Genomic DNA, 14084 nt, shown 5'->3' with positions numbered 1-14084 from the left:
TCTCTGAATTCGAGTACCGTAGTCGAGAACCGTTTCGCGCGAGCGCACTCGTTCAGTTCACCGGCGTCTGCCTCCTCGTGGTGAGTGTGTCGTATCTGTCCGAAGCGGCGTTTTCGACCACCGAGAGAAGGGGCGTCTTACTCGACGTACAACGACGCGGCGACCACGGAAAACCCGACGGCGGTCAGGACGCTCTCGACGACGAGGGCGTAGTCGGAGTCGACGGCGAGCAACTGGTCGACGACGCCCGCCGTCAGCGACCCGAGAGTGACGACGGCGAATCCGACGAAAAGCGCCCGCAACGCGGGTCTTCCGGTCCGACGGAACGCCTTCCACGTGACGTACGTCACCAGACCGCCGAGAACGAGCGTCACCGTCTTGGCGGCGACCACCGCGAACGCCAGCGTCGGGTCCGTCGTCATCGTCCATCACGCTCCGCTCTAACCTCGGACCACAGGTCGGCTAACTGGTCTGCGGCGGTTTCCGCGCCCTGCTCGACTTCGACGCTCAACTCGCGTTCGTCGGTCCCGTCGTCCACCGAGAGGACGACTCGGTCGAAGGTGAGTCGATACGTCGCCGCGTCGCCCGGACGAAGTTGCTTCTCCGCGAGGTTCGCTTCGACGAGTCGTTCGAGTTTCCGGTACACCGTCGAACGAGGTAGACCGCAGGCGTCGCCTATCTCGTCGGCCGTCATCGGGCGGTCCATCCGTTCGACCATTCGCTGACAGTCGTCGTCGTTCAACACGCCGAACACCGACCCCGGGTTCGGCGAGAACGCGTCCGCGAGGGGGTTCGAACTCATCTGTCTCTCCGTCTGCCGGTTGTCGTCTCGGTTCTCTGCCGGTCGTTCGCCACGCGGGTCCGGTTCGGTGGCAGGGTTACGCCTCGTCGGCCCGAACGCGGACGCGACTGACGTGGCCGCCGCACCCGCAGCGTTCGACGTACTCCCACTCTACGTCGTGGTCGCTCGCTTCGAGTTCCTCGTAGAGGTACGTCTCCGGGTGGCCGTTGTCGCCGTGCGTGACGAGGTTGACGTGGTTCCCCGCCGTCGTGTGAGAAACGGCGTCTAACGCCTGCCGGACCACGAGTTCTCTGTCGTCGGCGTGGACGGGTTGTTCGAGGTTCGCGGACCACGAGTTGTCGTGGACGCGGTCCGTGACCGGTTCGACCGATTCGCTCGCCTCGCCGTGTTCTGCGTCGCTCATACGTGAACGTGGGGCCCGACGCCCCCTGAACGCTCGCCCGAACACGTTCGGGTCTCACTGGTCCGAGTCCAGATACTCCTTGATGACGCGCCCCTCCGCGCGGTGGAGTTTCTCGCTCGTCGTGGACTTTGCGAGTCCGACTTTCTCCGCGAGTTCGGTCAGCGTACAGCGTCGCGGCGAATCGTAGTAGCCCGCGTCCGCGGCCGTTTCGAGGAGTCCGCGCTGGTCGTCGGTCAGGAGCGACTCCATCTCGACGGTCTGTTTGACCGACCGGAGGTCGAAGGGGATTCCGAACGCCTCGAACTGTTCGCCGAGTTCCGAGAGGCGGCCCCGCGAGGCGGTCACTTCGAGTTCGGCTTCCCCGTCGCGGATGGCGATGGGGAGTTCGAGGGGGACGCCCGCCTCGCGGATGGACAAGAGCAACAGCGGTTCCGTCGTCTCGAACTGGACGAGGGCGGCGTCCTCGCGCACTTCGAGCAGGTTCGTCGAGACGACGCGGTCGTCGGCGTTCATCTCCGCGACGACTGCGTCGAGGTTCGACCCCGACAGTTCGACGAGGCCGACGCCCGTCTCCTCTGACGGCATCGCGGCCAGAACCTCGAACGTCACGTCGGGGTTCGACGTCGAGAGTTCGGACACCCACGTCTGCTTCGGCAGCGTTATGGCGAGCGTGGCTCGGGGCATGGCTGAACCTTTTCACTCCCTCTGAAAGTAGTTGCGGACGGTCGCCGCGTCGCCGCCCGTCGCTGCCGCGACGACGCACGCCGTCGGGTCCCGTAACGCGTCGACGAGGCGGTGTGAGAGCCGTTCGACCGTCCGTCGCTGTTCTGCCGTCAACTCCCCGTGCGCCTCCAACCGCCGGAGCGCCCGACGGGTCTGTTCGCGGCGCATCCGCTCTCTTGGGGCCGCGTCGTCCGCCTCGGCGAGTTCGTCGGTATCGACCGACGATTCGACGCTCGCGGTCACGACTCCGTCCTCCTTTCCGCCGCGGGCATCGGCCCGTCGTACCCCTGCGGAACGTGCGGGCAGAGGGGGTCGCTCCCGAGGGGGTCGCCCGTGTGAGCGTAGGCGCGAGAGCGACTCCCGCCGCAGAGCGCCTTGAACCGACACGCGCCGCACTTCCCGCGGAGGCGGTCCCTGTCGCGGAGCGACCGAAACAGCTCCGACTCCCGGTAGCGTTCGACCACGTCGTCCTCGCGGACGTTGCCGACCGACTCCGGGAGAAAGCCCGACGGGAAGATGTCGCCGGTGTGGCTCACGAACGCGAACCCGTCGCCCGCGACGATGCCCCGCCGCCGGGAGACGGGCGACGGAGAACCGGTTTTCTCTACGTCCTCCCCGTTCTCCCGTCGCCGTTGGACGCGGACGCGGCGGTAGTGGGGCGCTTCCGTCGTCTTGAGTCCGAACGACTCCTCGTCTCCCACCTCCGCGAGCCACTTCATCACCTCGTCTGCTCGGTCCGGGGCCACCGGGTCGAGACGTTTCCCTCGGCCGACGGGGACGAGGAAGAAGACGGACCACATCGCCGCTCCGAGGTCCGAGACGGTGTGGCGGATGCCCGGCAGTTCGTTTACCGTGCGGCGACAGACTGTCGTGTTCACCTGTAGCGGAATCCCCGCATCTCGGGCGAACTCGGCGGCCGCGAGCGTCTCGTCGAAACTTCCCCGTTCGCCGCGGAAATCGTCGTGCGCCGCCGGGTTCGCCCCGTCGATGCTCAGGGCCATCCGCTTCAGTCCGGCGTCTGCGAGTTCCGCGACGCGTCCGCGCGTGAGAGATGACGTCCCCGACGGCGTCAGCGTCACTCGCAGGCCGATGTCGCTCCCGTAGGCGACGAGTTCGGCGATATCGTCTCGGGCCAACGGGTCGCCGCCCGAGAGGACGACGAGTTGCCCCTCGCCGAACGCCCGCGCCCTGTCGAGGAGGCGCTTTCCCTCTTCTGTGGTCAGTTCGTCCGGATGCCGGTTCGGTCGCGCGTCGGCGCGGCAGTGGTCGCAGGCGAGTTCGCACGCCTGCGTCACCTCCCAGACGAGGACGAACGGACGCTCGTCCGTGTCCACGCCGCCGTGCGGCGGTTTCGGCCCGTCTCCCGAGGCGGAGTCGTCTCGTGACATGGTAGGACAGACGCCGAGTGGGCGTCGGTGAAACGGTCAGTCGGACGCTCCCTCTCTCCTTTCCCGAATATGTTCGGCGAGGGGGCGACGGCCCCGGCTATCGGCCGGACGCCGAGGGCGACGGCGGCCGCTTGCGTTCCTTGCCGGTGACGTACGGAATCCCCAAGACGGCGGCCACTATCGACGCGCCGAACCCGAGCGTCAGGTAGTCGCCGAGACGGTCCGACGGGGGCGTTCCCTCCGCGGCACCGCCGTCGCTCACCACGACGGCACCTTTCATGCCGAGGGCTTCGTGCGGCGGGCAGGCGTACGTGTGTATACCGCCGGATGCGAACGTGTGCTCGAAGGTGTGACCCGCCTCCGCGACCATCTCGCTCTCGAACGATCCGTCGGTGGCGGTCACCGAGTGCATCCCGGACCCCGTCCACTCCCAGACGACTGTGGTTCCGGGACTCACCCGTATCGCCGGCGGGTCGAACGCGAACGCGCCGCCGTTCCCCGGCGCGCCGACGGAGACGGTGACGGTGCTCTCTCCTCTCCGTTCCGCCGTCGATTCGTAGTTGCCGACGTTGTCGAACCACCCCTCGTAGTTCGGTTCGCTGGACCGGCCGCCGGGGTCCGAACTCGCGGGCGCGCCTCCGACATCGACGTCGCCGACGTCGCCGACCAGCACCGCCCCTTTCATCCCCATCGCTCGGTGCGGCATACAGTAGTACGTTGTCACGCCCTCGTTCTCGAAGGCGTGTTCGAAGGTATGGCCCGCGTCGCCGGCCATCTCGCTCTCGAACGACCCGTCGGACGCTTCGACGTTGTGGCTGCCACCCTCGCCGGTCCACTCCCAGACGACGGTCGTACCGGGGTCGACGTTGATGGCGGCCGGACCGAAGCCGAACCCGCCGCCGTTGGCTTCGGCACCGACGGCGACGGTCACCTCCGCGTGTCCCGTCGCGTCGGCGACGCCGTCGTAGTTGTCGACGCCCTCGAACCACGCGGCGATATCGACGGGGTCCGCGGTCGATTGGGCGCTTGCGGTTCCGGGCGCGAGACCGGTGCTCAGCAGTACGCCTGCGGTTCCGGCGAGGAACGTTCGGCGGTCGACGTGCAGTGGTTGTGTGGTCATGGCTCTGTCTCTCTGATTACCCTCTGTAGCCTGCGTAGTCCATCAACTGAGCGAAGATGTCCGTCTTCATCGCGGGCGTGTAGACGACGCCCGTGAGCATCCCGCCGGGGTAGGAACTGCCGTTTCGGACGTGGTCCACCTTGTGACAGTGGACGAGGTAGATGCCGGGGTCGGCGTCCGCCTCGAACTCGATGGTGTAGCGTTCGGCCGGTGCGATGTTGACGACGTCTTGGAGGAGTTGCATCTCCTCGGGGAGGGCGCTTCCGTCCTTCTCGACGATTTTGAACCGGTGGTTGTGGATGTGCATCGGGTGGGACATGAACCCCGCGTTCACCCAGTGGATTCGCACCGTGTCGCCGGGGTCGACGATGATGGGCGACCCCTCCTCGGGGTGGAGGGTGTACGGCGCGGACCGACCGTTGAGGGTGAACGCGTCCGCCGTTCGGGCGGTGAGGTCGTACGCCGCGTCCTCGCCGCCGTACATCCGCGAGAGACGCGTGTCCCACTCTCTGACCGTCGTGAAGTACTCCTTGTCGGCCTCCTCGTACCCCTCGGGGTCCACGCGGAGGATGCCGTACATCCCCATCTCCATGTGGAAGGGGGTGTTGAAGTGACAGTGGTACAGATGCGTCCCGGCGACGTTCGCGGGGATGGTGTAGGTGTGTTTCTCGCCCGGTTCGACCAGTACACCCGTCGTCGTCGGCACGCCGTCGTTCTCCCACGTCTTGCGGACGCCGTGGAAATGCAGCGTGTGCGGCATCTGGCTCTCGGTGTTGTCGAGCGTAATTTTCAGCGTCTGGCCCTCGGTACACCGGAGTATCGGGCCCGGAACGCTCGGCGTTCCGTCGTTCGCTTGGAACGCCCAGACGACGGGCAGATTCACCGGGCCGCCCATCGTATCGCCGGGGTGAAGCGAGTGCCGGGCGTGAACCGAACGGAGGGTGACCTCTCCGCCGAGTTCGTCTAAATCGACGACTTCGGGTTTGCTGGTCCGAGGGAGGGTCTGTTCCGTCGTCGCCTGTCGGTTCGTCGTCGACGAGGGCATCGCCGTCGGGGCGGCCACGCACCCGGCGAGAGACCCGGCGCCGACGGCACCGGTCGCCGCGAGGAATTCTCTGCGCGAAACGCCGGTTCCGGGCGCGCCGATTTGGGAACTCATAGTACGTCTGACCCTCCGAACCTCGGGAGAATATATACTAAAGCTGCTTCTCGAACTTCGAGAAACACCGCGCCTCAGCCCACTCTAACGGGTAAAACGCGGATGCAGCGCTCGGAGATGTTGCGACTCGGCGACCGGTCGTTTCTCCCGAACAACACTTAAGATGCGATCCCGTGTTGTGGAAGGTCACGGTAACACCTGACACAGAGCCATGATCGAACTACCACCGCGGATTCGGCGCGACGGAGGCCGGTCGAGGACCGCCGCCGGGAGACACCCCGCGAGGGCGAACGACCGCCCTCCGCGACTGCGAGGGAGGCCCGAGAGACGACAGGGTGTTCGTTCCGCCGACGTCGGGGTGGCCACGACGAAACTCGAACGCGACCACACGGAGACCAGATGAATCTGACATCGACCATCACCGGTTCGACGCGGACGTTCGACTCGATTCGAGAGTTGCTCGCGAAAGCGAACGAGGAGAAGACGGGCGACGAACTGGCGGGAATCGCGGCCGACTCCGAGGCGGAACGCGTCGCCGCGAAGGACGCGCTCAGCCGTCTCTCGCTCGAAGAACTCCGGCAGTCTCCGGTCGTCCCGTACGAGGACGACGAGGTGACCCGAGTCATCCAAGACGCCGTCGACGAGGCGGCGTACGAGAAAATCAGAGACTGGACCGTCTCCGACCTCAGGGAGTTTCTCGTGGACGAACGGACCCGAAGCGACGATATCGCCGAGATTCGCCCCGGCCTGACGAGCGAGATGATAGCCGCCGCCGCGAAGGTCATGTCCAACATGGACCTGATTCAGGCGTCCTCGAAGATGCAGGTCACCGCTCGGTGTAACAACACCGTCGGAACGGAGGGGACGCTCTCGTTTCGACTCCAGCCGAACGACCCGACGGACGACGTAGAGAGCATCCGGCACTCGATACGAGAAGGGCTCTCCTACGGCGTCGGCGACGCCGTTATCGGCATCAACCCGGTCGAAGACAACGCCGAACGGACGAAACGGCTGCTCGACGTGACAAAGGAGTTCATCGAGACGTGGAAGATTCCGACGCAGAACTGCGTCCTCTCTCACCTCTCGACCCAACTCGAAGCCGTCGAGAACGGCGCTCGCGCCGACTTGCTGTTCCAGAGTCTCGCGGGGACCGAAGCGGGCAACGAGGGGTTCGGTATCGACGTCGAACTCCTCGACGAGGCGTACGAGTTCGGCGCCGAACGCTGTACCGCGTCCGGCCCGAACTTCATGTACTTCGAGACCGGACAGGGCTCCGAACTCTCGAGCGACGCTCACGCGGGCGTCGACCAGGTCACCTTGGAAGCGCGGTGTTACGGCCTCGCCAAGCGGTACGACCCGTTCCTCGTGAACACCGTCGTCGGATTCATCGGCCCCGAGTATCTCTACGACGGAACGCAGGTCACCAGAGCGGGGTTGGAAGACGTGTTCATGGGCAAACTCACCGGCGTTCCGATGGGCATCGACGCCTGTTACACCAACCACATCCAAGCGGACCAAAACGACATCGAGAACGTGGCGGTGTTGCTGACCGCCGCCGGTTCGAACTACTTCATCACCGTTCCGATGGGCGACGACACGATGCTCAACTATCAATCGAACAGCTACCACGACGCCTCCGCGCTGTGGGACATCTTCGACATGCGGCCGGCTCCGGAGTTCGAGGCGTGGTTGGAGTCGGTGGGCATCATGGAGGACGGACGACTGACCGCCAGCGCCGGCGACCCGACGGTCTTCTTGGAGCCATGAGCGACTCACAACCCCCGCACGTCAACGACCCGAACGACGAACAGGCGCTCGAACGGATAGCCGACGCGACGCCCTCTCGACTCGGCGTCGGGAGAAGTGGCACCCGTCCGCGCACGTCGTCGGTGCTGTCGTTTCGCGCGGACCACGCCCGCGCCCGCGACGCCGTCCTGACGCAGGTGTCCGACGAGGCCATCGAGGAGGCGGGATTGCTCCGAATTCAGAGCCGAGTGTCGGACCAAGACGAGTACCTCGCTCGCCCGGATTTGGGACGCCAGATAGACGACGACACCGCGGCGAGGATTCGAGACGAGTGCGTGCGAAACCCCGACGTCCAGATAGTCGTCTGCGACGGGCTGAGTTCGACGGCCGTCGAGACGAACGTATCCGACCTCCTGCCGATGCTCGTGGACGGACTCGAACAGCGGGGGTTCGAGGTCGGTACGCCCCTGTTCGTGAAGTTCGGCCGGGTGGACGTGATGGACGCCATCGGCGAGACGCTCGGCGCGACGAGCGTCGTGAACCTCGTCGGCGAACGTCCCGGGTTGAACACGGCACAGAGCCTGAGCGCGTACTTCGTCTACGAACCCCGAGAGGGGAAACCGACGGCGAAGAAGTCGGTCATCTCGAACATCCACGACGACGGACTCCCGGCGGTCGAAGCGGGCGCGCAGATACTCAGCCTCGTCGAGAGAGCGCACGAAAAGCAGGGGAGCGGCATTGACCTCTCCTGAGGCCGACCCGCAGCATGTCCGGTAGCGACCCCGCGACGCTGACGAGCGTCGGCATCGACGTCGGGACGACGACGACGCAACTCGTCGTCAGCGAACTCTCCGTTTCGGCGTCCGGAATCGGAGCCGTCGCGGTCGAAATCGGCGACGTGAACGTCGTCTACCGAGGCGAGGTTCACGAGACGCCGTTGCTGGACCGACGAACGCTCGACGTGGACGCCGTCGAGGAGGTAGTCGAGTCGGAACTCCGCCTCGCGGGCCACTCGCCGTCGTCCATCGACAGCGGTGCGGTCATCGTCACCGGCGAGTCGGCGTACAAGCGGAACGCCGAAGAACTGGTCAACGCCGTCGCCGAAGACAGCGGTGACTTCGTCGTCGCCGCGGCGGGCCCGGAACTGGAGTCCGTCCTGGCCGGGAAGGGGTCCGGTGCCGCGGCGTGGGCGGCGGACGGCGGACGGACGATACTGAACGTCGACGTCGGCGGCGGAACCACCAACATGTGCCTGTTCTCGGGCGAGGAGGCGGTCGAAACGCGCTGTCTCTCCGTCGGCGGTCGGCTACTTCGGTTCGACGAGTCCGGCGTCGTGACCCGCATCTCACCCCCCGCAGAGCGGTTGTGCGAACGGTACGACGTCGACGTCGCGGTCGGTTCACGGCCGAGCGCCGACGAACTCTCGCGTCTCGCGACTGCGATGACGGACGCGATATTCGACGTGATTCGCGGCGGCTCGGTGGAACCCGTCACCGAGTCGCTGACCATCGGGGCGAGCGAGTACTCCGAGGGCGGCGTCGATGCCGTCGCGTTCAGCGGCGGCGTCGGACGGTTGGCTTCGGACGCCGACCGGACGCCCTCTCGCTCTCCGTTCGAGTTCGGCGACTTCGGGGTGTTTCTGGCCTCCGCGATTCGGGAGCGAATCGAGACGAGTTCGCTCTCCGTTCGCCGTCCGGACGAGGATATCAGAGCCACGGTCATCGGGGCCGGAACCCGGACGACGTCGTTCAGCGGTACGACGACTCACGTAGACCGGTCGATGCTCCCGGTGAAGAACCTCCCTGTCGTCGAAGCGCCTCCGGTCGAAGTGAGCCACGAGTCCGAGGAGATAGCCGCCCTGTTGCGGACCTGTTTCGACAGGGGGCGGGAGTTGTACGACGCGAACGACGAGACGCCGTTCGTCCTGTATCTGCCGTCGGTCGAACCGCTGAGCTACGACCGAATCGTCTCGCTCGCGCGCGCAATCGCTCGGGCGTACGAGACGCAGTTCGACAGCGACGTTCCCCGAATCGTCCTCACGAGGCAGAACTGCGCGAAGGCGCTCGGACAGCAACTCCAGCGGGAAGGTTCGGACGCGCCGTCTCTCGTCGTCGACGAAATCGCCGCTTCGGACGGCGACTACCTCGATATCGGCAGACCGGTCTCGACGGGAGAGGCGGTTCCGGTGGTCGTCAAATCGCTGGCGTTCGGAGCCTAACAACCGGAAACGAACGCGGGCGCGGGCGCTCGCAGGAACTGACGTCCGAATCGAGAAGGAGAGTTCGTCCCGCCGAGGGGAGAGTCGCCGTCGACTCACGCGTCGTTACGGGTCAGGGTCGAACACCTCTGGGTTGTCCTCGCCTTCGGCGCGGACGATGCTCAGACAGCCTTTGCGGGCGACGCGACTGAGCGAGTGGTCCACGAGTTTGTAGTCGCCCGGGACGGGGAAGTCCATCGTCGTGATGGCGGTACTCCCCGGCGGGACCAGTCGCGTCTGGATGTGGCGTTGCGGGTCGTTACTCAGCGACCCCTCGGGGTAGAGTTTCTCCCAGACGTTGCCGATGGGGTGGAAACTGCTCCCGAGGTTCGGCCCGCCGGTGACGAAGAACACGCGGGCGGTGTCTCCCGTCTCGACGGTGGCCGCGGGCCCGTACTTCTTCGGCGTCGTCGCGTACTTCTCGCCGTTCATCAACACGTACGTCGGGTCCTCGTCGGCCATCGCGTCCACCGAGAAGCCGTGTTTCCCCTCTTGGCCGGTTTCCTTGTCGGTGTACACCTCGTGTTGGCCGATGTACAGTTCCTCGTCTACCTCCTCCATGCCGTCTTTCGGTTCGACGAGGATGATACCGAACATGCCCGCCGAGATGTGCATGTCCATGTTCGGCACCGCGCAGTGGTAGATGTACGCGCCGGGGTAGGTGGCCTTGAATCGGAGTTCGGCCGTCTCGCCCGGCGCGGTCATCGTCGCTTCCGCCCCGCCCCCGGGCCCGGCGACGGCGTGGAAGTCCACGTTGTGCGGCATCGCGTTCGACTCGGGGTTCTCGAACGTCAGGTTCACCGTGTCACCCTGCCGAACCCGCACGAACGGGCCGGGTATCTGCCCCCCGTAGGTCATGAACTCGAACGTCACGCCGTCTTCTATCTCGGCCGTCACCTCCTCCGCAGTCAGCGTCACGTCCACCTCGGCTGGTTCGGTCCGCTCTATCGGACCGGGGATGTCCGTCGGGTCCGCCGCCACTCGGTCCACGGCCTGTTTCGTCTGTTGCTTCATCGTCGTTTGCTCCTGTTGGGTCTGCTCTGCGGCCGGTGCCTCCGACGCACAACCGGCGACTGCCGCCACGCCGCCGAGTCCGAGCGCCTGTAACGTCCGCCGCCGAGTAGTTTGCAGCATCGTGGTCACCTCACACCTGGACGAAAACGCCCCACCTGTTTATAGTGGACTCGCGACCGCCGAAAGATGAGACAGTATCGAAGACGTTCGGTCGTGCCGTAAAAAGGGACAGTCGCTCGGCGAACGGCCGGGTTCGGCCCGCCTCTCAGAACTCCTCGGCGGTGTCGACGCCGACGACGACGCCGACCTGGTCGTCTTCGAACCGTTCGCGCGCGTCGGCGGACGACGCGAACGCGGTTTCCGCTTGTTCCGTGTGCGCGCGAAGAAGCGCCGACTCCGTCTGCTCGCCGAACTCGAAGTCGAACTCCGCTAAGAGGGTCTTCCACTCGTCGCGGGAGACGCGGTACGCGCGGACGCCGTCTACGGTCTGGTAGTCGCCGCGCCGTTCCAACTCGGAGTGGTAGCCGATGAGCGCCGCGTTCAACTCGACGAGCGCAGTCCGCAGTTCGTCCTCGTCGAGAGCCGTCTCCGCTGCGACTCGTTTCGCCACGGACGCGTCTATCGGCGACTCCCCCGTCTCGGTGTCCGTCTCGTCGAACATGGACTCGGACGAATCGACACGGGCGGGACGGTTCGGTCTTTCGGCCCCCGGAGTCGGCCCCGGTCAGTCGTCGTCCGCGGGAGCGAAGACGACGACGGCGGTGCTCGGTTCGACGGCGCGCGGCGATATCTCGCAGTCACCACCGAACCGAGCCAGTTCCCCCGGTCGGAGTTCGAACGTCTCGTCGTCGAGCGTCAGTTCCACCCGTCCCTCGACGAGGTGGAGCACGATATCCTGCCCGGGATGGGTGTGCGGCGGGACGCGTTCGTCGGCGTCGAGAGCGAGACGCACCGTCCGCGGACGCGGCGTCTCGAACACTTCTGCGTGCGGTTCCGACTCCAGTTCTCCGAGCGACGAGATTTCGGGCATGACGGTTCGACCCTGCGTCCGCCCCTCCCTGGCAGTTTCACCGAACATGTTCGCCAGTTTCTAAGCGACTGAAAACTGTCCTTTCTGACTTTATGTACCGTATTCTTACGACTACCTGTTCATGACTGACCACATCGGCGCACCCGGCAACGGACTGTCTCGACGCGAATTTCTGGCGGCGACCGGGGCCACGGGGGCTGTCGGCGTCGCAGGTTGTGCAGCGCCGACGAACGGCGGCGCGGATGCGACGACGCAGTCGTCCGTGACGGCACAGCAGAGCGACCTTCCGACTACGTCACCCCCGCAGGTGGTGAACGTCGACGAACAGGGCGGGTCGGTGTCGCTCAAGACCGCACCCGCCTACCACGAGGTCCATCCGCTGGAGACGATGGGCGGTCCGGTCGACCTCCCGCAGGTGTGGGCGTTCCAAGCGGACGACCGAGAACCGTCCGTACCCGGCCCCATCCTCCGCACCACCGAAGGCAACGACATGGAGGTGACCTTAGACAACACGGACGGGCAACACCCCCACACCGTTCACTTCCACGGCGTCACGAAAGACTGGAAGGACGACGGCGTCCCGACGACGACGGGCATCACGGTGAACCCCGGCGAGAAACACACCTACTCCATCCCGGCGAACGTCCCCGGGACGCACTTGTATCACTGCCACTTCCAGACCCAACGCCACATCGACATGGGGATGTACGGCATCTTCCGGGTCGACCCCGAGGGGTACGAGGAGGCCGACAAGGAGTACTTCATGACGGTAAAGGAGTGGGACTCCTCGCTCAACCGGATGATGGCGGGCGAAGACGCGTCGTACAGTCCGCGCGACCGACATCCCGACGTGTTCACGGTGAACGGAAAGAGCGCGCCGCGGACGCTCCACCCCGAGGACGGGTCGCCCATCATCGTCTCGCAGGGCGATACGGTCCGCGTCCACCTCGTCAACGGCGGGTACATGAGCCACCCGATGCACATCCACAACCACCGGTTCCAGCGCGTCGAGAAAGACGGCGGCGTCGTCCCCGAGGTGGCGCGCCACGACATGGACGTGACGAACATCGCCCCCGCGGAGCGTCACACCATCGAGTTCACCGCCGACTCGCAACCGGGCATCTACCTGATGCACTGTCACAAAGTGAACCACGTGATGAACGGCACCGCCTACCCCGGCGGCATGCTCACGGGCGTGGTCTACGAGTCGGTGATGGACACCGACATCTTCGCTCAGTTGATGGAGTACGCGGGATACGAGGGAGCCTGACAATGTCCGACAGCAACGCATCCACCCTGGCGCGTCGCACCGTCCTCCGAGGTGTCGCGGGTAGCGCCGTCGCCGGCGCGGCACTCGGCTCTGCGGGGCCCGTCTCCGCGCAGTCGTCGGGCCTCGACGAGTGGTTCTCGAACACGGACAACTTCGATGGCGTCGTCGACGAGACGGGTGCCTCGGAGGTGACCGTCAGCGTCGGGTCCGAGGCCAACGGCGGCGGGTTCGGCTTCGGTCCGGCCGCTATCAACGTCGACCCCGGAACCACCGTCGTCTGGGAGTGGACCGGCAACGGCGGCAGCCACAACGTCGTCGCCGAAGACGGCTCGTTCGAGAGCGAGATGACGGGCGAGTCGGGCCACACGTTCTCCCACACCTTCGAGAGCGAAGGCGTCGTCACGTACGCCTGCGTGCCCCACAAGGCGATGGGGATGAAAGGGGCCGTCGTCGTCGGCGACGCCGCGGGCGGTGCCTCCGGGGGGTCCTCGACCACCGAGTCCGCGGAGGCGGGGGCGTCCGAGGAACTCGACGGCTGGTTCGACGGCGTGAGCAACTACGACGGCGTCGTAGACCGGACCGGTCAGCCCGAGGTGACGGTCACCGTCGGCGCGAGCGGAAACAACGGCAACTTCGCGTTCGCCCCGCCCGCCGTCCGCGTTTCGCCCGGCGCGACGGTGGTCTGGGAGTGGTCCGGCGAGGGCGGCAGTCACAACGTGGCCGCCGACGACGGGTCGTTCGAGAGCGAGATGGTCGGCGAGTCGGGACACACGTTCTCCCAGACGTTCGAGGAGGCGGGAACGTACAAGTACGTCTGCACGCCGCACGAAGCGATGGGGATGAAGGGCGCAGTCGTCGTGGACGGGTCCGCGGCGGCGGTGTCGGGAACGGGCGGTGACGGCGGCGGCATCACGGAGGAGGACTTCTGGCCCCTCTCGGTCGCCGGTAGCGCCGTCCTCGCTATCGTCTCGCCGATACTGTTCGGTGTCACCGCGTGGATAGCGGGGACCGGCGACGAACCCGCGGTCGAACACCGAGTCGGCGCGGAGAGAGACACCGACGGGCGCGTTCGGACCTGAAGACACCAGATTCGGGCGTGTTCGAGATATCCGAACCCGAACCCGAACGACGCGCGAATCGACGAGCGGTGATCGGGGTCCGCGCTCACCGCG

16 protein-coding genes are annotated in these 14084 nt (G+C 66.1%); 5 read left to right on the top strand and 11 right to left on the bottom strand.

Annotated features, from left to right (window positions below; genetic code table 11):
* Nucleotides 1-137: 137 nt before the first annotated feature.
* The 8 genes from BM167_RS15185 to BM167_RS15150 all read right to left on the bottom strand — a co-directional run bounded on the left by BM167_RS15185 (nt 138) and on the right by BM167_RS15150 (nt 5595).
* The gene (locus tag BM167_RS15185) at nt 138-422 is read right to left on the bottom strand and encodes a DUF7521 family protein (RefSeq protein WP_092893572.1); all 285 of its coding nucleotides are present in this window, start codon (nt 420-422) and stop codon (nt 138-140) included.
* Nucleotides 419-802 (bottom strand): winged helix-turn-helix domain-containing protein, encoded by a 384-nt coding sequence (locus BM167_RS15180; protein WP_092893571.1) that lies wholly within the window; start codon nt 800-802, stop codon nt 419-421. The genes BM167_RS15185 and BM167_RS15180 overlap by 4 nt, the downstream gene beginning before the upstream one ends.
* Nucleotides 803-878: 76 nt before the next feature.
* Nucleotides 879-1205, bottom strand: coding sequence for a CGCGG family putative rSAM-modified RiPP protein (locus tag BM167_RS15175; RefSeq protein WP_092893570.1), 327 nt, complete (start codon nt 1203-1205; stop codon nt 879-881).
* A gap of 54 nt (nt 1206-1259) precedes the next feature.
* Nucleotides 1260-1889 (bottom strand): helix-turn-helix domain-containing protein, encoded by a 630-nt coding sequence (locus tag BM167_RS15170; RefSeq protein ID WP_092893569.1) that lies wholly within the window; start codon nt 1887-1889, stop codon nt 1260-1262.
* A 12-nt stretch (nt 1890-1901) separates the two neighbouring features.
* Nucleotides 1902-2171 (bottom strand): hypothetical protein, encoded by a 270-nt coding sequence (locus tag BM167_RS15165; protein WP_092893568.1) that lies wholly within the window; start codon nt 2169-2171, stop codon nt 1902-1904.
* Nucleotides 2168-3316 (bottom strand): TIGR04053 family radical SAM/SPASM domain-containing protein, encoded by a 1149-nt coding sequence (locus BM167_RS15160; RefSeq protein WP_092893567.1) that lies wholly within the window; start codon nt 3314-3316, stop codon nt 2168-2170. Before BM167_RS15160 ends, BM167_RS15165 begins: the two co-directional genes overlap by 4 nt.
* Nucleotides 3317-3413: 97 nt before the next feature.
* Nucleotides 3414-4436: a halocyanin domain-containing protein gene (locus tag BM167_RS15155; RefSeq protein ID WP_092893566.1), complete on the bottom strand. Its 1023-nt coding sequence runs from the start codon at nt 4434-4436 to the stop codon at nt 3414-3416.
* 16 nt (nt 4437-4452) lie between these two features.
* Nucleotides 4453-5595: a multicopper oxidase domain-containing protein gene (locus BM167_RS15150; protein WP_092893565.1), complete on the bottom strand. Its 1143-nt coding sequence runs from the start codon at nt 5593-5595 to the stop codon at nt 4453-4455.
* Between the two features lie 399 nt (nt 5596-5994).
* Between BM167_RS15150 and BM167_RS15145 the strand changes: the two genes are divergently transcribed.
* Genes BM167_RS15145 through BM167_RS15135 form a run of 3 tightly spaced genes read left to right on the top strand, consistent with a single transcriptional unit; the run spans nt 5995 to nt 9559 of the window.
* Entirely contained in the window at nt 5995-7362 is a 1368-nt protein-coding gene (locus BM167_RS15145) for an ethanolamine ammonia-lyase subunit EutB (RefSeq protein ID WP_092893564.1), read from the top strand.
* Nucleotides 7359-8093 (top strand): ethanolamine ammonia-lyase subunit EutC, encoded by a 735-nt coding sequence (gene eutC, locus BM167_RS15140; protein WP_092893563.1) that lies wholly within the window; start codon nt 7359-7361, stop codon nt 8091-8093. The genes BM167_RS15145 and eutC overlap by 4 nt, the downstream gene beginning before the upstream one ends.
* Nucleotides 8094-8107: 14 nt before the next feature.
* The gene (locus tag BM167_RS15135; protein ID WP_092893562.1) at nt 8108-9559 is read left to right on the top strand and encodes an ethanolamine ammonia-lyase reactivating factor EutA; all 1452 of its coding nucleotides are present in this window, start codon (nt 8108-8110) and stop codon (nt 9557-9559) included.
* A 105-nt stretch (nt 9560-9664) separates the two neighbouring features.
* Here BM167_RS15135 and nirK read toward each other — a convergent pair whose 3' ends face one another.
* The 3 genes from nirK to BM167_RS15120 form a co-directional block, all read right to left on the bottom strand.
* On the bottom strand, nt 9665-10732 hold the full coding sequence (nirK, locus tag BM167_RS15130) for a copper-containing nitrite reductase (protein WP_092893561.1): 1068 nt from the start codon (nt 10730-10732) through the stop codon (nt 9665-9667).
* A gap of 145 nt (nt 10733-10877) precedes the next feature.
* Nucleotides 10878-11273: a DUF8048 family protein gene (locus tag BM167_RS15125; RefSeq protein ID WP_092893560.1), complete on the bottom strand. Its 396-nt coding sequence runs from the start codon at nt 11271-11273 to the stop codon at nt 10878-10880.
* A gap of 63 nt (nt 11274-11336) precedes the next feature.
* Nucleotides 11337-11690: a cupin domain-containing protein gene (locus BM167_RS15120; RefSeq protein ID WP_394327247.1), complete on the bottom strand. Its 354-nt coding sequence runs from the start codon at nt 11688-11690 to the stop codon at nt 11337-11339.
* 73 nt (nt 11691-11763) lie between these two features.
* On the opposite strand from BM167_RS15120, the gene BM167_RS15115 reads away from it, so the two are divergent.
* Together BM167_RS15115 and BM167_RS15110 are read left to right on the top strand one after the other, a co-directional pair.
* A complete protein-coding gene (locus tag BM167_RS15115) occupies nt 11764-12912 on the top strand; it encodes a multicopper oxidase domain-containing protein (RefSeq protein WP_092893559.1) in 1149 nt (382 codons plus the stop codon).
* Nucleotides 12909-13991, top strand: a complete 1083-nt coding sequence (locus BM167_RS15110; protein ID WP_218153814.1) for a halocyanin domain-containing protein — start codon at nt 12909-12911, stop codon at nt 13989-13991. The genes BM167_RS15115 and BM167_RS15110 overlap by 4 nt, the downstream gene beginning before the upstream one ends.
* The last annotated feature ends 93 nt before the right edge of the window (nt 13992-14084 follow it).

Source organism: Halopelagius inordinatus (assembly GCF_900113245.1).
GTDB lineage: Archaea > Halobacteriota > Halobacteria > Halobacteriales > Haloferacaceae > Halopelagius > Halopelagius inordinatus.
This window is presented reverse-complemented; position numbering and strand designations above follow the sequence as displayed.

Bases quoted from the DNA above. Each gene is read 5' to 3' on its own strand.
- eutC (WP_092893563.1), top strand. From the start codon at position 7,359: ATGAGCGACTCACAACCCCCGCACGTCAACGACCCGAACGACGAACAG.
- nirK (WP_092893561.1), bottom strand. From the start codon at position 10,732: ATGCTGCAAACTACTCGGCGGCGGACGTTACAGGCGCTCGGACTCGGC.
- BM167_RS15115 (WP_092893559.1), top strand. From the start codon at position 11,764: ATGACTGACCACATCGGCGCACCCGGCAACGGACTGTCTCGACGCGAA.
- BM167_RS15150 (WP_092893565.1), bottom strand. From the start codon at position 5,595: ATGAGTTCCCAAATCGGCGCGCCCGGAACCGGCGTTTCGCGCAGAGAA.
- BM167_RS15180 (WP_092893571.1), bottom strand. From the start codon at position 802: ATGAGTTCGAACCCCCTCGCGGACGCGTTCTCGCCGAACCCGGGGTCG.
- BM167_RS15145 (WP_092893564.1), top strand. From the start codon at position 5,995: ATGAATCTGACATCGACCATCACCGGTTCGACGCGGACGTTCGACTCG.
- BM167_RS15125 (WP_092893560.1), bottom strand. From the start codon at position 11,273: ATGTTCGACGAGACGGACACCGAGACGGGGGAGTCGCCGATAGACGCG.
- BM167_RS15120 (WP_394327247.1), bottom strand. From the start codon at position 11,690: ATGTTCGGTGAAACTGCCAGGGAGGGGCGGACGCAGGGTCGAACCGTC.
- BM167_RS15155 (WP_092893566.1), bottom strand. From the start codon at position 4,436: ATGACCACACAACCACTGCACGTCGACCGCCGAACGTTCCTCGCCGGA.
- BM167_RS15170 (WP_092893569.1), bottom strand. From the start codon at position 1,889: ATGCCCCGAGCCACGCTCGCCATAACGCTGCCGAAGCAGACGTGGGTG.
- BM167_RS15135 (WP_092893562.1), top strand. From the start codon at position 8,108: ATGTCCGGTAGCGACCCCGCGACGCTGACGAGCGTCGGCATCGACGTC.
- BM167_RS15175 (WP_092893570.1), bottom strand. From the start codon at position 1,205: ATGAGCGACGCAGAACACGGCGAGGCGAGCGAATCGGTCGAACCGGTC.
- BM167_RS15185 (WP_092893572.1), bottom strand. From the start codon at position 422: ATGACGACGGACCCGACGCTGGCGTTCGCGGTGGTCGCCGCCAAGACG.
- BM167_RS15160 (WP_092893567.1), bottom strand. From the start codon at position 3,316: ATGTCACGAGACGACTCCGCCTCGGGAGACGGGCCGAAACCGCCGCAC.